The 16,629-nt window shown below is 54.5% G+C and carries 15 protein-coding genes, 1 tRNA gene and 2 pseudogenes; 10 read left to right on the forward strand and 8 right to left on the reverse strand.

The genetic code is table 11. The annotated features are described in order from the left end of the window. Positions 1-419 precede the first annotated feature (419 nt). From NL510_RS04690 to NL510_RS04715, 6 genes and pseudogenes are all read right to left on the reverse strand, one after another. Entirely contained in the window at positions 420-776 is a 357-nt protein-coding gene (locus NL510_RS04690; RefSeq protein ID WP_253382017.1) for a helix-turn-helix domain-containing transcriptional regulator, read from the reverse strand. Beyond that, a pseudogene (locus NL510_RS04695) lies at positions 773-1,108 on the reverse strand (type II toxin-antitoxin system RelE/ParE family toxin). The gene NL510_RS04690 and the pseudogene NL510_RS04695 overlap by 4 nt, the downstream one beginning before the upstream one ends. A 407-nt stretch (positions 1,109-1,515) precedes the next feature. After that, positions 1,516-2,436 (reverse strand): IS5 family transposase, encoded by a 921-nt coding sequence (locus NL510_RS04700; RefSeq protein ID WP_253382019.1) that lies wholly within the window; start codon positions 2,434-2,436, stop codon positions 1,516-1,518. A 78-nt stretch (positions 2,437-2,514) separates the two neighbouring features. Next, a pseudogene (locus tag NL510_RS04705) lies at positions 2,515-3,014 on the reverse strand (transposase); the annotation flags it as partial. Between the two features lie 283 nt (positions 3,015-3,297). Further along, a tRNA-Phe gene (locus NL510_RS04710) sits at positions 3,298-3,373 on the reverse strand. Positions 3,374-3,468: 95 nt separating this feature from the next. Continuing rightward, positions 3,469-4,182: a DUF554 domain-containing protein gene (locus tag NL510_RS04715; protein WP_253382021.1), complete on the reverse strand. Its 714-nt coding sequence runs from the start codon at positions 4,180-4,182 to the stop codon at positions 3,469-3,471. Positions 4,183-4,264: 82 nt separating this feature from the next. Between NL510_RS04715 and NL510_RS04720 the strand changes: the two genes are divergently transcribed. Next, positions 4,265-4,429, forward strand: coding sequence for a hypothetical protein (locus tag NL510_RS04720; RefSeq protein ID WP_253382023.1), 165 nt, complete (start codon positions 4,265-4,267; stop codon positions 4,427-4,429). A 14-nt stretch (positions 4,430-4,443) separates the two neighbouring features. Beyond that, on the forward strand, positions 4,444-6,579 hold the full coding sequence (locus NL510_RS04725) for an ornithine decarboxylase (protein WP_253382025.1): 2,136 nt from the start codon (positions 4,444-4,446) through the stop codon (positions 6,577-6,579). A 53-nt stretch (positions 6,580-6,632) separates the two neighbouring features. Here the strand turns inward: NL510_RS04725 and NL510_RS04730 are convergent, their stop codons facing one another. Together NL510_RS04730 and NL510_RS04735 are read right to left on the reverse strand one after the other, a co-directional pair. Next, positions 6,633-7,325: a response regulator gene (locus tag NL510_RS04730; protein WP_253382026.1), complete on the reverse strand. Its 693-nt coding sequence runs from the start codon at positions 7,323-7,325 to the stop codon at positions 6,633-6,635. Continuing rightward, entirely contained in the window at positions 7,315-8,952 is a 1,638-nt protein-coding gene (locus NL510_RS04735) for an ATP-binding protein (protein WP_253384749.1), read from the reverse strand. Before NL510_RS04735 ends, NL510_RS04730 begins: the two co-directional genes overlap by 11 nt. A 345-nt stretch (positions 8,953-9,297) precedes the next feature. Between NL510_RS04735 and NL510_RS04740 the strand changes: the two genes are divergently transcribed. Genes NL510_RS04740 through citG form a run of 8 tightly spaced genes read left to right on the forward strand, consistent with a single transcriptional unit; the run spans position 9,298 to position 16,615 of the window. Beyond that, positions 9,298-10,659, forward strand: coding sequence for a 2-hydroxycarboxylate transporter family protein (locus NL510_RS04740; protein WP_253382028.1), 1,362 nt, complete (start codon positions 9,298-9,300; stop codon positions 10,657-10,659). Positions 10,660-10,676: 17 nt separating this feature from the next. Beyond that, positions 10,677-11,540, forward strand: coding sequence for a fumarylacetoacetate hydrolase family protein (locus NL510_RS04745; RefSeq protein WP_253382030.1), 864 nt, complete (start codon positions 10,677-10,679; stop codon positions 11,538-11,540). A 13-nt stretch (positions 11,541-11,553) separates the two neighbouring features. Then, positions 11,554-12,576, forward strand: coding sequence for a [citrate (pro-3S)-lyase] ligase (gene citC / locus NL510_RS04750; protein WP_253382032.1), 1,023 nt, complete (start codon positions 11,554-11,556; stop codon positions 12,574-12,576). 16 nt (positions 12,577-12,592) lie between these two features. Continuing rightward, on the forward strand, positions 12,593-12,886 hold the full coding sequence (gene citD, locus NL510_RS04755; protein WP_253382034.1) for a citrate lyase acyl carrier protein: 294 nt from the start codon (positions 12,593-12,595) through the stop codon (positions 12,884-12,886). Next, entirely contained in the window at positions 12,883-13,758 is an 876-nt protein-coding gene (citE, locus tag NL510_RS04760) for a citrate (pro-3S)-lyase subunit beta (RefSeq protein WP_253382036.1), read from the forward strand. The genes citD and citE overlap by 4 nt, the downstream gene beginning before the upstream one ends. Before the next feature lie 10 nt (positions 13,759-13,768). Beyond that, entirely contained in the window at positions 13,769-15,292 is a 1,524-nt protein-coding gene (citF, locus tag NL510_RS04765) for a citrate lyase subunit alpha (protein WP_253382038.1), read from the forward strand. Beyond that, positions 15,289-15,828, forward strand: coding sequence for a citrate lyase holo-[acyl-carrier protein] synthase (gene citX, locus NL510_RS04770; RefSeq protein WP_253382040.1), 540 nt, complete (start codon positions 15,289-15,291; stop codon positions 15,826-15,828). Before citF ends, citX begins: the two co-directional genes overlap by 4 nt. Next, positions 15,806-16,615: a triphosphoribosyl-dephospho-CoA synthase CitG gene (gene citG / locus NL510_RS04775; protein WP_253382042.1), complete on the forward strand. Its 810-nt coding sequence runs from the start codon at positions 15,806-15,808 to the stop codon at positions 16,613-16,615. Before citX ends, citG begins: the two co-directional genes overlap by 23 nt. Positions 16,616-16,629 lie beyond the last annotated feature (14 nt).

The raw sequence follows: 16,629 nt of genomic DNA on the forward strand, positions 1-16,629 counted from the left end.
CGATCTATGGTTAGGGATCTCAAAAATCGTCGATTCAATCTCCTACCATCAAGGGGTCTGAAGCCCAACCGTACGGGATCGTACGCCAAGTACGTTTTTTGCTCATATTCAGTGGGTAAAGAAAACGAGGGTTTTGTTTACTCTTTCCGCTGGTGCCAGTTCCCATGCGGCTTTTAGCATTTTTCGTGTTAACAAACCCGGTAATAAAATCAACGTTAACCCCTTCTCCAATGGGATGAGTTTATACAGCTGAAATCATAACGTTACGTTCTTAACGAAACGGTTAGTAACTGCAAAAAAGGTATCCGGGCGCCATCGATGCCGGGATATTTTCCAGCAAAAGTTTCGTGTTGCTCGCGCCAGTGATGATTTTTTGCTGGTATGGGAAATTCCCCCGCATATGGGGGGAATTTGAGAAATTAGTGGCTGGATTTGCTGAGAGTGAATTGTAACCCGGCTACTGCTGCAAGTTGTGCCAGTGTTGTGATCGTCGGGTTCCCGTTCGGGGATAATGCTCGATAGATACTCTGGCGGGCAAGGCCAGATTTTTTAGCGGCTTCGGAAATACCTCCTCGCGCCTCGATTACCTGACGTAACGCAACAAGAAAACCGCCTAAGCCCCCAGGCTCGTTAATGTCTTCTAGGGCATTTGCAAGATAAGCGTTTGCATAATCAGGATCAGCGCGTAGTTCTTTAATCATGGCGGCGTTGTGATCAACGGCTGCCGGATAATCATTTTTGCTAATCTGTGACTTCACATTTTTGGTGGCTGTCATTTTTTTGACCTCTTTTTAAAATCTTGCAGATAACTAACGGCTTTATCTAAATCGGCTGTTTGAGTTTTTTTGTTCCCACCAATTAGCAGGAGAATTATTTCGCCATCTTCGATTGAATAATAAACCCTGTAGCCAGGACCATAATCAACTCGTAATTCCCAGACACCATCCCTTTCGAATTAATGATCTCCAAAATTCCCGCCCATAGCGCGGGCAATTCTGGAATCCACTTTTAACGCTGAGGTCTGATCTTTACGTCTTAATTTTTTCATCCAGTCGGTGTATGGAACCTCACCGTTTTCTGTCTGGTATCGTTTCGCCGTGTAAGGCATCTTGCCGCCCTCGCTCCCTTACCCTGTGTACATTGTCTCTTACAAGTGACAGGGGGGTCAATACAAATCGTCTCTTATAAGTGACAATTTATATTGTACTTGTGTGCTATCACCGAACTATCGGAAATCAGTACTGTATGGGTATACCCTAATGTGACAGGCTGAAGCGCCCTCCGGGCTTGTTTAACCCCTCCCCTGGTCAGAAGCAAGTACTGAATAGACTCACGGTTTTCGCTGCTGGTCAACAAAATTAAATACGATCACCAGAAATATTTTCTGGACACTTTTTCCGATAGTGCCGAAATGTACAATATGGATAGCATTTTTTGTGCATAACAGAAGGGTCGCGACGGCTTTGTTGAATAAATCAGAGCTAGCCGACAGGATGACTCCCGCTGGCACACCTGTTATGCGCTCCGGACGCTGTGCGGCATACCCAACAACGTCATTCGGTTTAGCGCTTTGACCATCGCCATTGCTTCTCCCACCTGCGCGTCATAGTCCCGCAAGCTCAGATGGCCACCCAGTAACGTTTTGATACGGAACATCGCGGTTTCTGCCACTGAACGACGGTGATAGCTCACTTTCTTTTTGACACTATTACTGCCACTTAGATGCTGATTCGCCACAGCGTGGTTACGTTCATGGTACTTGTCTGGCCAGTATTGCGCACCGCTTCGTGGCGGGATTAGCGGCCTGATTATTTTCCTCAATAACACATCATGGCAATAGCGCGTGTCATAAGCGCCGTCTGCCGAGGCCTCCCGGATTTTCCGGTGAGTCTGGTTAATCAGCCCCGGCAGTGCCTGCGCATCTGTCGTACCGCTGAGCGATAAATCGGCACAGATAATCTCGTGCGTCACACTGTCTGCGGCCAGATGAAGCTTACGCCACACTCTGCGCCTGTCAGACCCGTGCTGCCTGACTTTCCATTCGCCTTCGCCGAAGACTTTCAGGCCTGTACTGTCGATGACGAGGTGCGAAATTTCACCACGTGTGGGGGTTTTTATGTTGATGTTGGCGCTCTTTGCGCGTTTGCTGATCAGAGAGTAGTCCGGGCAGCGCAGCGGCAGAGCCATCTGTTTAAAAATTGAGTCAACAAAGCCCTGTAAAGCCCGGAGTGGCAGGTTGAACACGCGCTTCATCATCAGAACCGTAGTGATAGCCATATCGGTGTAGTGAAGCGGTCGTCCGCGACGTTCAGGCTGTGCTTTCTCTGTCCATGTAGCAATGGCGGACTCATCAAGCCAGACCGTCAGAGAACCGCGCTGTCTGAGCGCTTTGTTGTAGGCTGACCAGTTGGTGATTTTAAATTTTTGCTTTGCCATGAGGATCCGATGCTGAAACGACTGTAGCGATCAGATCCGCCAATCTCCTGAAAGTTCGATTTATTCAACAAAGCCGACCATCGCTGCAATATTACGTGCGCCTGCAGAGCCGTTACTTTCGCGATAACTTTCACGAACAAGACTGAGTAATGTCACTCGCGTGGCATCAGGCTTTTTTGGCTGCCGCCAGTATTTATAACTGCTGCGATGAACCCCAAACACGTTGCACATAACGGTAACAGGAAACCTCGCCCTGAGTTTCTCAACTAATGAGAACTGTTCAGGGAGTCTGACATCAAGAGCGCGGTAGCCTTTTTTAATATATCCCTTTCCATTTCAACGCGTTGAAGTCTTTTCTTCAGCTCGCGTATTTCAATCTGCTCCGGTGTCATGGGGGACGCTACGGGTGATTTCCCTCCTCGTTCTTCTTTCAACTGCCGAACCCACTTATCCATCGTGGATTTGCCGACATTCATTGCCGTAGCAGCGGCGGCAACGGTGTAATGCTGATCGAGTACAAGCTGGGCAGCTTCGAGGCGAAATTCGGGGCTAAAATTACGTCTGTTACGTCCGGTCATAATGTCACCTGTTTTGACTTTGAGGCGATGATATCACCTCTATTCAGGTGGCCAAATTCACTATGCCACTACAAAAATGAGAGAAACTGTAATTGACCGTAGAAAGACCGTAGCATGGAAGACAGAGATAGGCTTGCTAGAGGGTGTGGATGCCTTTAATAACAAGGAACATCTGCGAAAATGGCGAGAAAAACAGCAAACAAATAACGTGTTGCAACGACCAGAAATCTACCGTAGCCAAGAAAGGAAAAAGCCCCGCTTTGCAGCGAGGCCTTATGAATATTGGTGCCCGGACTCGGAATCGAACCAAGGACACGGGGATTTTCAATCCCCTGCTCTACCGACTGAGCTATCCGGGCAACGGGGCGCATTAAACCCGATTCGCCCCCCGCCGTCAACGAAATTTGTTGTCCCGGTTACAGACTGCGTATTCTCTCACCAGTTTGCTGTCATCTTAAGCGAGAATATGTATCCACAGTGCGGACAGCGGCATGGCGATGAGCAGGGCGGGCAGCATGTTTACCACTGCAAACATCTTAATCCCGCAAATACGTAACCCTGTTGCCAACAACAACAATCCCCCCACGGCGGAAAAGTCCGCCATCATCGCTGGCGTAGTCAGCGGCAGAATAAGCGCGGCGCAGGCCGCTAGCGCCAGTTGAATCAGCAGCATTGGCACGCAAATCGCGGCGACCGCGACACCCAGCATAGTAGCGAAAATAGTGGCCGTGAAGAAATCGAGAAACGCCTTTGCAATCAAAATGCTGGGGTCACCGGTCATTCCTTCCTGCATCGCGCCAAAAATCCCTGTACCGCTGGCGCAAAACAGAATAATTATCGCAACGTAGTTTTGAATAAACGACTCGTGAGCGCCGTGTTTTGCTTTACCCGGGCGGGTAATCAGATTTTTGGCTTTACCGACGACACTATTGATCCCTTTTTCCAGACTGCAGAACTCGCCAATCAGCGTGCCGAGCAGGGTTGCCAGCACCATCACCGGCAGGTTGGCGCACTTGATTATCAGCAAAATGCCAATCCCCAACGATGCCAGGCCAAAAACAGAGGGCATGGACAGGCGAATACGCTCCGGCAAGCTCTGGCTCAACACTGCGCCCAGTACGCCACCCAGTAGTACTGCGCCTGCATTGATAAACGGTCCAATAACCACAGCAAACTCCTGTTTTTTAATCATTGATATTGCATGATTATGGCACGTAAGAGTTAAATCCAGTCCATTTTTGGATGATAAAATGCATATTGATTCCCTGTTGCGCCCGAAAATAAAAGGTGCCATGATTGCGCGAATTTTCTCCTCCCTCTCCCTGTATACGGAGCCGCCAATGATGATGCTGTCTGTCGCTGCGCGAACGCTCACCCGTATTGTTGTCATCACCTTCTGTCTCACCGTCCGGTGAGGGTAAATGCACATATGAAAACCATGAAAATTGCCGTCAGCCGCGAGCTGGTGTCCGTTGTATCTACGCATCGGGAAAAGGTGACGCTGGATAACACTGATTTTACCGATGTGGCGGCAGTCGTCATTACAGTCGCTGAAAGTCGCAGCGGTATTCTTGCATTGCTCAAACGCACGGGCTTTCAGCTTCCGGTGTTTATGTTCACGCATGAAACTGAAGATATGCCTGAAGGGGTCATCTCCATTATGGCGGGTAAAGCGCAGGAATTTCTGGAACTGGAGTCTGCCGCCTGTCGTTATGAAGAGAACCTGCTGCCGCCATTTTTTGACACGCTGAGCCAGTATGTGGCGATGGGGAACAGCACCTTTGCCTGCCCCGGCCATCAGCACGGCGCGTTTTTCAAAAAACATCCTGCGGGACGGCAGTTCTATGAGTTCTTCGGTGAGAATGTGTTTCGTGCCGATATGTGCAACGCTGATGTGAAGCTCGGGGATTTATTGATCCACGAAGGTTCAGCCAAGCATGCACAAAAGTTCGCTGCAAAGGTTTTCAACGCCGACAAAACGTATTTCGTGCTCAACGGTACGTCTGCCGCCAATAAGGTGGTAACCAACGCGCTGCTGACCCGTGGCGAGCTGGTGCTGTTCGATCGTAACAACCATAAGTCTAACCATCACGGTGCGCTGATCCAGGCTGGCGCCACGCCCGTTTATCTTGAGGCGGCGCGTAACCCGTTCGGTTTTATTGGCGGCATTGACGAGCACTGCTTTGATGACGCCTGGCTGCGAAACCAGGTCCGCGAAATTGCGCCGGAAAAAGCCGATGCGGCACGCCCGTTCCGTCTGGCGATCATCCAGCTTGGCACGTACGATGGTACGATCTACAACGCCCGTCAGGTGATCGACAAGATCGGCCATCTGTGTGACTATATTCTGTTTGACTCTGCATGGGTGGGTTACGAGCAATTTATTCCGATGATGGCGGGGACGTCGCCTCTGTTGCTGGAACTAAATGAGAACGATCCGGGAATTTTCGTGACCCAATCAGTGCATAAACAACTGGCCGGGTTCTCGCAAACCTCGCAGATCCATAAAAAGGATAACCATCTTCGTGGGCAGGCACGCTTCTGCCCGCATAAGCGTCTCAACAATGCCTTTATGCTGCACGCTTCAACCAGTCCGTTTTATCCGCTTTTTGCGGCGCTTGATGTCAACGCCAGGATCCACGAAGGCGAGAGCGGGCGCAGGCTGTGGGCGGAGTGCGTCGAGCTGGGCATTGAGGCGCGCAAAGCCATTATTGCCAACTGTCATATGATCAAACCCTTTATTCCCCCGGTGGTGGCGGGGCGGCCGTGGCAGGACCATGCGACTCACACCATCGCCAGCGAGCTTCGCTTTTTTAGTTTTGAGCCGGGTGCAAAATGGCACGGGTTTGAAGGGTATGCCCGCGAGCAATATTTTGTCGACCCGTGCAAACTGCTACTGACCACGCCGGGTATTGATGCCCAAACCGGGCACTATACGGAGTTCGGCATTCCGGCGACCATTCTTGCCAACTACCTGCGCGAAAACGGTATTGTGCCGGAGAAGTGCGATCTCAACTCGATCCTGTTCCTGCTCACACCTGCCGAAAGCAGCGAGAAGCTGGCGCAACTGGTGGCTATGCTTGGCCAGTTTGAGCAGCATATTGAAGACGATACGCCGCTTGCGGACGTGCTGCCGACTATTTATCAAAAATATCCGGTGCGTTATCGCGATTACACCCTTCGTCAGCTGTGCCAGGAGATGCACGACCTCTACGTCAGCTTCAATGTTAAAGACCTGCAGAAGGCGATGTTCCGCCAGCAGAGTCTGCCAGAGGTGATGATGAACCCGCAGGATGCCAACCAGGAATATATTCGCGGGAACGTTGAGCTGGTGCGTATTCGTGATGCCGCAGGGCGCATCGCTGCTGAAGGCGCGCTGCCTTACCCGCCAGGCGTGCTGTGCGTGGTGCCAGGTGAGGTCTGGGGCGGGGCGGTGCAGCGCTACTTTCTGGCGCTGGAGGAGGGCATCAACATGCTTCCGGGCTTCTCGCCGGAACTGCAGGGCGTTTACAGCGAGAAAGATGCGGACGGGATTAAGCGGCTGTACGGGTATGTTTTGAAATAACAGCCTCTCACCCTAACCCTCGACCCTATGGGAAGAAGGTGAAGGTGAGGGGATCACACCTCACTGCGCCGGTACATTCTTCGCGGATGGCCAATTTTCCCGTAAAGCATCTCCACGTCCAGAAACCCTGTCTCCACGCAGTGTTCAAGGTAGCGCCGGGTGGTGGTTTTACTCAATCCCGTCTCACCAACGACTTCGTCCACCGAAAAACAGTGCGTCGCGTTGTCATTAAACAGCGTCTGCACCCGCGCCAGCGTATTTTCCTCAATGCCTTTATTGCCGTTGTCCTGGCGGTAGTTTTTTGCCTGCAACTGGTAAAGGGAATCCACGTTTTGCTGGTCGACAATCTTCCACACGCGCTGTTGTTCGGCAAATTGCACGAAGCGTTCCAGCGACTGGCTGAGCCGCTTCCAGGAAACCGGCTTGAGGATATAATCAAACGCGCCGTTGCGGATCGCCTGGCTACAAGTATCCATGTCGCTGGCGGCGGTAATAAAAATCACCGAGCAATTAGCGCGGGTCAGCATCGGGTTACTGATAAGCGTGATGCCCTTTCCGTCCGGCAGGTAGTTATCCAACAGCATCAGCTGCGGCTGTTTGCTTTCAAGCTGAATATGCGCCTCCGCCAGCGACGAGGCGATCCCTATCAGCCTCAGGCGCGGGTGTTTACCGATCAGCTCCGCGTGCAGTTGCGCCAGTTCATTCTCGTCTTCAACAATCAGTACGTCGATAAGTTCATGATGCATAATCGGTATCTTCCAGTTTCTGTGCGGGACGCCGGGCGGTTCCCGTGGCGGGAATAAACAAAGAAAAAATTGCACCGCGTGGGATGTTATCGGCGACTTCTATCGCGCCGCCAGCCTGCGTGACGTAGCTTTCAATCAGATACAGGCCGATGCCATGATCGCCGCGCGTTTTGGTGGTGATGCCGCGTTCAAATATCCGTTCACGGATGTCTGGTTTGATGCCGATGCCCTGGTCGGCCACTTCAATAATCAGTTCTTGCTCGCTCAGTTTTATCAGCACGTCAACCGGCGCATGTGGGAGCGGGGCGCGCTGGGTGGCTTCAATGGCGTTATCCAGCAAATTGCCGATAATGGAAATCAACTCTTCTTCAGGCAGGGTCTGGAACGCTCTGTCCATCCGGCAGGCCGGGTCGAAATTCAGCTCCACGCCTTTTTCACGCGCGCGTGCCGCTTTCCCTAACAGCAGGCCGCACAGCGTCGGGGAGCGAAAACGTGACGAGATAAAGTCCAGCAGCTCCTGAGCGTGTTCCGACTGCGCCTGAATATAGCCAATCGCCTCTTCATAGCGTCCCATATGCAGCAGGCCAGAGAGCGTGGTCATGCGGTTTAGCTGCTCGTGGCGCATGATGCGCAGGTTATCGACATAGCGTTTAACCTGGCTCAACTGCGCGCTGAGCGAGTCGATCTCGTTGCGATCGCGGAAGGTGATCACCCAGCCCTGAAGGGAATCTTCCAGCATAATGCGCACCCGGCTTGCAATCACGGTGAGGTCGTTAAAGCGGCAAATCTCGTCATGTGTATCTTTCGCCAGCATGGTCCGGGCATTGAAGAACGCAACAGGAGCGATGACGTTGCTAATCAGCTGGCCGCGCAGTGCTCGCGCGGGTTGGCTCAGGCCCAACAGCTTACGCGCCGCCTGGTTGATCACTTCAATGCGCAGGTTATCATCAATGGCTATCACTCCTTCATAAATCGATTCCATCATCGCTTTTTGCTGGCGCACCAGCAGACCGATCTCTCGCGGCTCAAGAGAGAAGATCTGCTTTTTGATACTGCGGGTGAAGAACCAGGAAAAGATAAACAGGGCGATCAGCAACAGCACGCCAGCGATCAGAATATTGACCACTTTATTGACGGTGATGGTGTCCAGGTAGCTGGTCAAATACCCCACCGAGACAATCCCCACCACCTGCCCGGCATTGTTGAAAATAGGGGCTTTGCTGCGCAGAGAAATACCCAAACCGCCCTTACGGATGGTGGTGGTGCTCTTGCCGCGCAACACCTCTTCGTTGTCACCGCCCACCAGAGTTTTACCCACCCGGTCGGCAAAGACAGAATGAAACAGATGCAGCCCTTTGTTATCCCCTATCACAATAAAACTGGCATCGCTGTGGGCGGCTATTTTTTGCATGAAATCATGGATGGCGTTGATATCTTTGCGTTCAACTTGTTTACGCAGAGAGGGAATAAGCGCAATCTCTTCAGCCTGTATTTTTGCGCGCGCGCTCATCTCCTGATAAAGCTGCCTGCCGACATCGACATAATAATATCCCCCCAGCAGCGCAAACAGGACTGAGAAAAACGCAACCAAAGAAACGAACAGCTTAATTTGAAACGATACTTTCATCATTATCACGAGGGGTAATAGCAGGTGTGGTTAATATATCATCTTTTTTCAGGTGAATACCCGCCTTACGGAAAACTTGTGATCCCTTGCACAGCGCTGTCTATAAGAGATTTATCTGAAAGCGTTAACCGCCAGAGGCGAAATTCATAAATGTTATTTGCATGCTCACTTTAGAAAAGAAACCATAAAAACCACGGCAAAAAATAAGGTCTGAATCACATTAAATAAAAGAAACCATTAAAACCATAATCGCCATTAAAACTTCGTTTTTAATATGTCGCTCCTCACATAAAGTAAGCCTTTGTGACGCTACGCTGAAAGCACAAAATAACGAAGGGGCTTATTATGAGCACGACTGACGATTCATTCTCTGTTACCCACAACCCTGTAGATATTCAGCGCCCGTCGCTCAAAGAGCGGTGGTGGCATATTATGGATAGCTGGAAAATTGGGATTATACCTCTGCCACTGTTTGTTCTGGCGGGCGCGCTGATCGCCATTGATTGTCTGGGCGGAAAATTGCCGAGCGATATCGTGGTGATGGTTGCGACGCTGGCGTTTTTCGGCTTTGCCTGCGGTGAGTTTGGCAAACGTCTGCCGATCGTCGGCAAGCTCGGCGCCGCGGCGATTTGCGCCACCTTTATCCCTTCTGCGCTGGTGTATTACGGCCTGCTGCCGGATGTGGTGGTCGAGTCCACCACTACATTCTATAAATCCACCAACATTCTTTATCTCTATATTTGCTGCATCATTGTCGGCAGCATCATGAGCATGAACCGCACGGTGCTAATTCAGGGATTCCTGCGCATCTTCTTCCCGATGCTGTGCGGGGAAATCGTCGGCATGATTGTCGGGATGGGCGTCGGGATGGCGCTGGGTCTAGAACCGTTCCAAATCTTCTTCTTTATTATTCTGCCGATCATGGCGGGCGGCGTGGGCGAAGGGGCGATACCGCTCTCTATCGGCTATGCCACTATACTGCATATGGATCAGGGCGTGGCGCTCGGTCGCGTACTGCCGATGGTGATGCTCGGCGGCCTGACCGCCATCATCATCTCCGGCTGCCTCAACCAGCTTGGCAAACGCTATCCCCATCTGACCGGAGAAGGCCAACTGATGCCGAACCGCGCCAATGCCGGTGCTGGGGTCTCTCAGCCGGCGTTTTCCGCTAAAACCGACGTCACCACTATTGCTTCCGGCGCGCTGCTGGCGGTCCTGCTCTATATGTTGGGGATGCTTGGCCACAAGCTGATTGGCCTGCCTGCGCCGGTTGGCATGTTGTTTATGGCGGTGCTGGTGAAATTGTGCAACGGCGCGTCACCTCGCCTGCTGGAAGGCTCTCAGGTTGTGTATAAATTCTTCCAGACCTCCGTGACCTATCCCATCCTCTTCGCCGTCGGCGTGGCGATTACGCCATGGCACGAACTGGTTGCCGCCTTCACTATCAGCAACCTGCTGGTGATCGTCAGCACTGTTGCCGCCCTGGTGGCGACAGGATTCTTCGTCGGCAAAAAAATAGGTATGCACCCGATTGATGTCGCCATCGTCTCCTGCTGTCAGAGCGGGCAGGGCGGCACCGGTGACGTGGCGATCCTGACCGCAGGCAACCGTATGAGCCTGATGCCGTTCGCCCAGATTGCTACCCGTATCGGCGGCGCGATTAACGTCTCTGTCTCGCTGCTGGTATTGGGCAACTTCCTCGTTTAAGTCTTCAGGAAAGAACAATGAAACTCGCAAGCTTTCTATATCAGGGTAAACGCAGCTACGGCATCGTGCAGGCCGAAGGTGTGATTGATTTAGGCCGCCGTCTGGGCGACTGCTACGGCGATCTCAAAGCGCTGTTACAGGGCAACGGGCTGGCGCAGGCCACCCGTTATCTCAGCGACGTGGTCGACGTGCCGATGAGCGCCATCACCTTCTTGCCGGTGATAGAGCAGCCGGAAAAAATTCTTTGTGTGGGGATGAACTACGCCGACAAGCGCAAGGAGTTTGACCAGCACAATCCGGCCCCGACGCTGTTTGTCCGCTTCCCGGATTCCCAGACCGGCCATAACGCGCCGGTGCTAAAACCGCGCCACTCCAGCGAGTTCGACTACGAAGGCGAGCTGGCGGTGATCATCGGTAAAGGCGGGGAGAACATCAGCCGCGAAGACGCCCTGCGCCACGTGGCGGGCTACAGCTGCTACATGGACGGTTCTGCCCGAGACTGGCAGCACACCTGGTTTACCGCCGGTAAAAACTGGCGGCAGACCGGCGCGTTTGGCCCGTGGATGGCAACGGCAGATGAGATCCCGGATCCGCATCAACTGGCGATCCGCACCTGGCTAAATGGCCGCATGGTGCAGGAAGACAACACCAGCAGCATGATCCACAAGGTCGCGGAGCTGATCGAATACATCAGCACCTTCACCCGCTTAAGCCCGGGCGATGTGATCATCACAGGTTCCCCGGGCGGCGTGGGTAAAAAGCGCAACCCGCCGCTGTTTATGAAGGAGGGGGATCGCATTGAGGTGGAGATCGAGCATATCGGTCACCTGAGTAACGTGATTGTGGAAGCGCCAGCAACCACGCTGGCGGCAGCACATTAAGTAAGGCGGCAGTATGCAATCGCAACCCATTGATTTTCGCCACACGGTTGTTGCCAGACATCCGGAGCGCCTGAGCCAGATCCGTTACCTGCTGGCCGACAGCGGTCTTGGCCTGGATAACGATATCACGTTGTTTGTCGAGGCCTGGTCCGGCGCGCAACTGGTGGGTTGCGCAGGGCTTGCCGCTAACGTCATCAAATGTGTGGCGGTCAACGAGCAGTTGCGCGGTGAAAACCTCAGCGCGCGCCTGCTGGCGGAGGTGGAAAATGCGGCACTGGAGCGTGGCCATTTTCACCTTTTTCTCTGCACCCGTCCGTGCAACATGGCGCGCTTTGGTCGCAGCGGTTTTTGGCCAATCGCCCGTAGCGGGGACAACGCCGTGCTGATGGAAAATACGCCACAGGGCATTGAGCGCTACTGCCGTTCCCTGGTGCGCCAGCGCAGGGGCGGGGAAAAAATCGGCGCGATTGTGATGAATGCTAACCCGTTTACCCTCGGACACCGGTATTTGGTGGATCAGGCGGCGGGGCAGTGCGATGCCCTGCACCTGTTTGTGGTGCGTGAAGATGCCTCGTTCTTCCCGTTCTGCGCGCGCATTGATATGGTGCGCGCAGGCGTGGCGCATCTGCCGAACGTGGTGGTGCATGAAGGCTCGCAATACATCATCTCCCGCGCCACCTTTCCGGCCTATTTTCTGAAGGAGACTGGCAAGGTGCAGCAGGCGTGGAGCGAAATCGACGTGCTGATCTTCCGCGACTTTATCGCCCCGGCGCTGGGAATTACCCATCGTTTTATCGGCTCCGAGCCGTTTTGCGATATCACCCGCCAGTACAACCAGACGCTGCACGCCCTGCTTGCCTTGCATATCAAGGTGGTGGAGATGCCGCGCCTTAAGGCCACCGGCAACGCGATATCGGCCTCGGAAGTGCGCCGTTTACTCAAAACAGAGCAGTTTTCCCGGATCCGGGAGATTGTCCCGGACTCTACCTTCGCGCACCTTGAAACACATTACCGTGCGGGTGCGGAAGTCGCATAATTATCAGGATGTTAACATGAAAATTGTAAGGGAGGCGCTGGCCGGAACGCAGGAGTCCAGCGACCTGATGGTGAAAATCGCCCCCGCTCACGAGGAGCTGGAGATTGTCATCCACAGTGAAGTGATCAAACAGTTTGGCGAGCAGATCCGTCGGGTCGTCGACGACACATTGCGCGCCATGAATGTGCAGCAGGGGCTCATCATCATTGAAGACAAAGGGGCGCTGGACTGTGTGATCCGCGCCCGTCTGCAAAGCGCGCTTCTGCGTGCCGCAGAGGAACAGGGAATCCAGTGGGGGGCGCTGAAATGAGCAAACTCCGTCGCAGTATGCTGTTCCTGCCGGGCGCCAACGCCGCAATGCTCTCTACCGCGTTTATCTACCGTCCTGACTCCATCATGTTCGATCTTGAAGATGCGGTAGCCCTGCGCGAGAAAGACACCGCGCGCATGCTGGTGTTCCACGCGTTGCAACACCCGATGTATCAGGATATCGAAACCGTAGTGCGCATTAACCCATTGAGCACACCGTTTGGCCTGCTGGATCTTGAAGCCGCCGTGTACGCGGGCGTGGACGTTATTCGCTTGCCGAAAACCGACACCCCGGACGACATCTACGAGCTGGAAGGCCATCTGGAACGCATCGAACAAGCGTGCGGGCGTGAGGTCGGTTCCACCCGCGTAATGGCGGCGATTGAATCGGCCATTGGCGTAGTCAATGCCGTGGCGATTGCTCGCAGCTCTCCGCGCTTAATCGGCATCGTACTGGCGGCCTTTGACTACGTGATGGACATGCAGACCGAGCGTGGGGACGGTACCGAGCTGTTCTACGCCCGCTGCGCCGTGTTGCACGCCGCCCGCGCCGCCGGTATCGATGCGTTTGACGTAGTGTGGTCAGACGTTAACGACGAAGCCGGATTCCTGCGCGAAGTCGATTTGATCCGCAAGTTGGGCTTTAACGGCAAATCGCTGATCAACCCACGTCAGATTGACCTGCTGCACAACGCCTATGCGCCAACCCAGCAGGAAGTGGATCACGCGAAGCGGGTGATTGAAGCGGCAGAGGAGGGCGAACGCAATGGCCTGGGCGTGGTATCGCTGAACGGCAAAATGGTCGACGCCCCGATTATTAACCACGCGCAGATGGTACTGGAACGCGCAGCGGCCTCTGGCGTGCGTCGTTAAGGAGTAAATAATGAATCAGACAGAACGTCTTCATGTGAATTTTCCCCATCTGCGGAATTTGCAGTCTTTTGATAACGCTCACAGCACCACACCGTGGCTGGCGGACAGCACGGCTAAACACAACCGCAAACTGTGCGCCTCTCTGGAAGAGGCCGTGATGCGCAGCGGTTTGCAGGATGGCATGACTATCTCTTTTCACCACGCGTTCCGCGAAGGTGACCGGGTGATCAACACCGTCGTGGCGCTGCTGGCGCAGATGGGCTTTAAAAACCTGACCCTGGCCTCCAGCTCGCTGATGACCTGCAACGACGCGTTGATCGAACCTATCCGGAACGGCGTGATTACCCGCATCTATACCTCCGGCATGCGCGGTAAGCTGGCGGATGCCATCTCTCACGGACTGATGGATGAACCGGTACATATTCATTCCCACGGCGGGCGGGTTAAGCTGTTGCAGGACGGCGAACTGAATATTGACGTAGCCTTTCTTGGCGTGCCGTGCAGCGATGAGTTTGGCAACGCTAACGGCACCCACGGCAAATCAAGCTGCGGCTCGCTGGGCTATGCGATGGTGGATGCGCACTTTGCCCGTAAGGTAGTGCTGTTGACCGAAGAGCTGGTGCCCTTTCCCAATATGCCCGCCAGCCTGGCGCAGGATCGGGTGGATTACATTGTGCAGGTAGAGAGCGTCGGCGACCCGGATAAAATCAGCGTCGGCGCGGCGCGCGTCACCAGCAACCCCCGGGAGCTTATGATTGCCCGCTATGCGGCGGATGTTATAGAGCACTCCGGCTACTTCAAACCGGGCTTCTCGATGCAGACCGGCTCCGGCGCGGCGGCCACAGCCTGCACCCGGTTTATGGAAGAAAAAATGGAGCGCAGCGGCGTAAAGGCGAGTTTCGCCCTTGGCGGCATCACCGGCAGCCTGGTGGATTTACATGAAAAAGGACTCATCGAAAAGCTGCTGGATACCCAGTGCTTTGACGGCCAGGCGGCGGCCTCGCTGGCGCGTAATCCAAACCATGTGGAGATCTCCACTAACGTTTATGCCAACCCGGGGAGCAAGGCGGCGTGCTGCGACCAGCTCGACGTGGTGATCCTTAGCGCGCTGGAAATTGACGTCGATTTTAACGTCAACGTCATCACCGGCTCGGACGGGGTAATGCGCGGCGCTTCCGGCGGCCATTGCGACGTTGCGGCGGCGGCTAACCTGACGATTGTGGTGGCGCCATTACTGCGTAGCCGTATTCCAACGGTAGTGAAACGCGTCACCACGTGCCTGACGCCGGGAGAGAGCATCGATGTGCTGGTCACCGATCACGGCATTGCGGTCAACCCGGCGCGCCCGGAGATCCGCGATCGCCTGCGTACCGCTGGCCTTAATATTGTGGATATCAACGCGCTCTTTGAACGCGCGATTGCGCTGACAGGCGTACCTAAACCCATCGCATTTACCGATAAAATCGTCGGTGTGATCCGCTACCGCGACGGTAGCGTGATCGACATCGTGCGACAGGTGAAGGAGGACGTGTGATTTCAGCGACACCCGTGCGGGTGGGTGTCAGCCTGGAAACGTTGCTGGCGGCGAAAGAGCGCCGCGCGGCACGCCAGGCTGACATGCTCACCCATTATCATCAACCGGTTATTTCACTGACGCTGGTGACGCCAGGGGAGATAAAGGACAGCCTGCGCTATCGCAATACCATGGGCGTGGCATTACAGATGTGCGATCAGCTGCTATGGGAAAATCGCTGGCAGGTGCTGGACCGCCAGGTGCTGTGGCTCCCAACCGGGCCTGAAGCGCAGTGGTGCGTGGCGCATCCGGCGGCAGAAATTAAAGTGCGCTGCGCGGAACTTGAACAGAGCCATCCGCTCGGCAGGCTGTGGGATCTGGATGTGATTTGCCCTCAATACGGTCACGTCGGGCGTCAGTCTTTGGGCGCACACCGGCGTCGGTGTCTGATTTGCGACCAACCCGCCCACGCCTGTTCCCGTTCGCGAAACCACCCTGTCGAGCTTGTCGTGGCCCGCGTGGAGAAAATGATCGATGACTGGTTTGCTCGCGACTAAATCGCGCCCGGTGGATGTGCCCGGCCTTGCCGCCGAAGCGCTGTGGCAGGAGCTGGAGCTGACGCCCAAACCGGGGCTGGTGGATAAGCTCAATAGCGGATCCCATAGTGATATGGACCACGCGCTGTTTGCCCTCAGCATTAAGGCGATTACGCCGTGGTTTGCGCGCTTTGCCGAGCTGGGTGAGGCGCAGGGTCAGCAACCTGCCGCTGAGCAATTACGGATCATTCGTCCGATGGGCATAGCCTGTGAGCAGGCGATGTATGCCGCGACGGGAGGAGTGAATACCCACAAGGGCGTGATTTTCGCTCTCGGTCTGCTCTGTTTCGCTGCCGGTCGTATGAAAGAGAGTTGCGCAGAAAGCCTCTGCTGTGAGGTCAGTAATATTTGCCGCGGCCTGGTCGCGCGTGAGCTTGCCGATCGCCGCGGGCTGTCGACGGCGGGAGAGCGGCAGTTTCAGCAGTACGGTTTAACCGGCGCGCGCGGTGAGGCGGAAAGTGGTTTCGCCACGGTGCGCCAGGCGCTGGCTATGTGGAACGGAGGTTCGCTGCATGATCTGTTGCTGCGCCTGATGGCGATAAACCAGGACAGTAATCTGGTCTCGCGTGGCGGTACGGACGGGCTGCGCTATGTGCAGGGCTACGCGCAGGAATTACTGGCTAACGGCTGGGATCGCGATGCGTTGATGACCATGGATAACGCATTGATTGAGCGTAATTTAAGCCCGGGCGGCAGTGCGGATTTATTGTCGGTGGGGTGGGTGCTATCGAAATTACCCCTCTCCTGAAAGAAGAGGGGATA

Source organism: unidentified bacterial endosymbiont (genome assembly GCF_918797525.1).
Lineage (GTDB): Bacteria > Pseudomonadota > Gammaproteobacteria > Enterobacterales > Enterobacteriaceae > Enterobacter.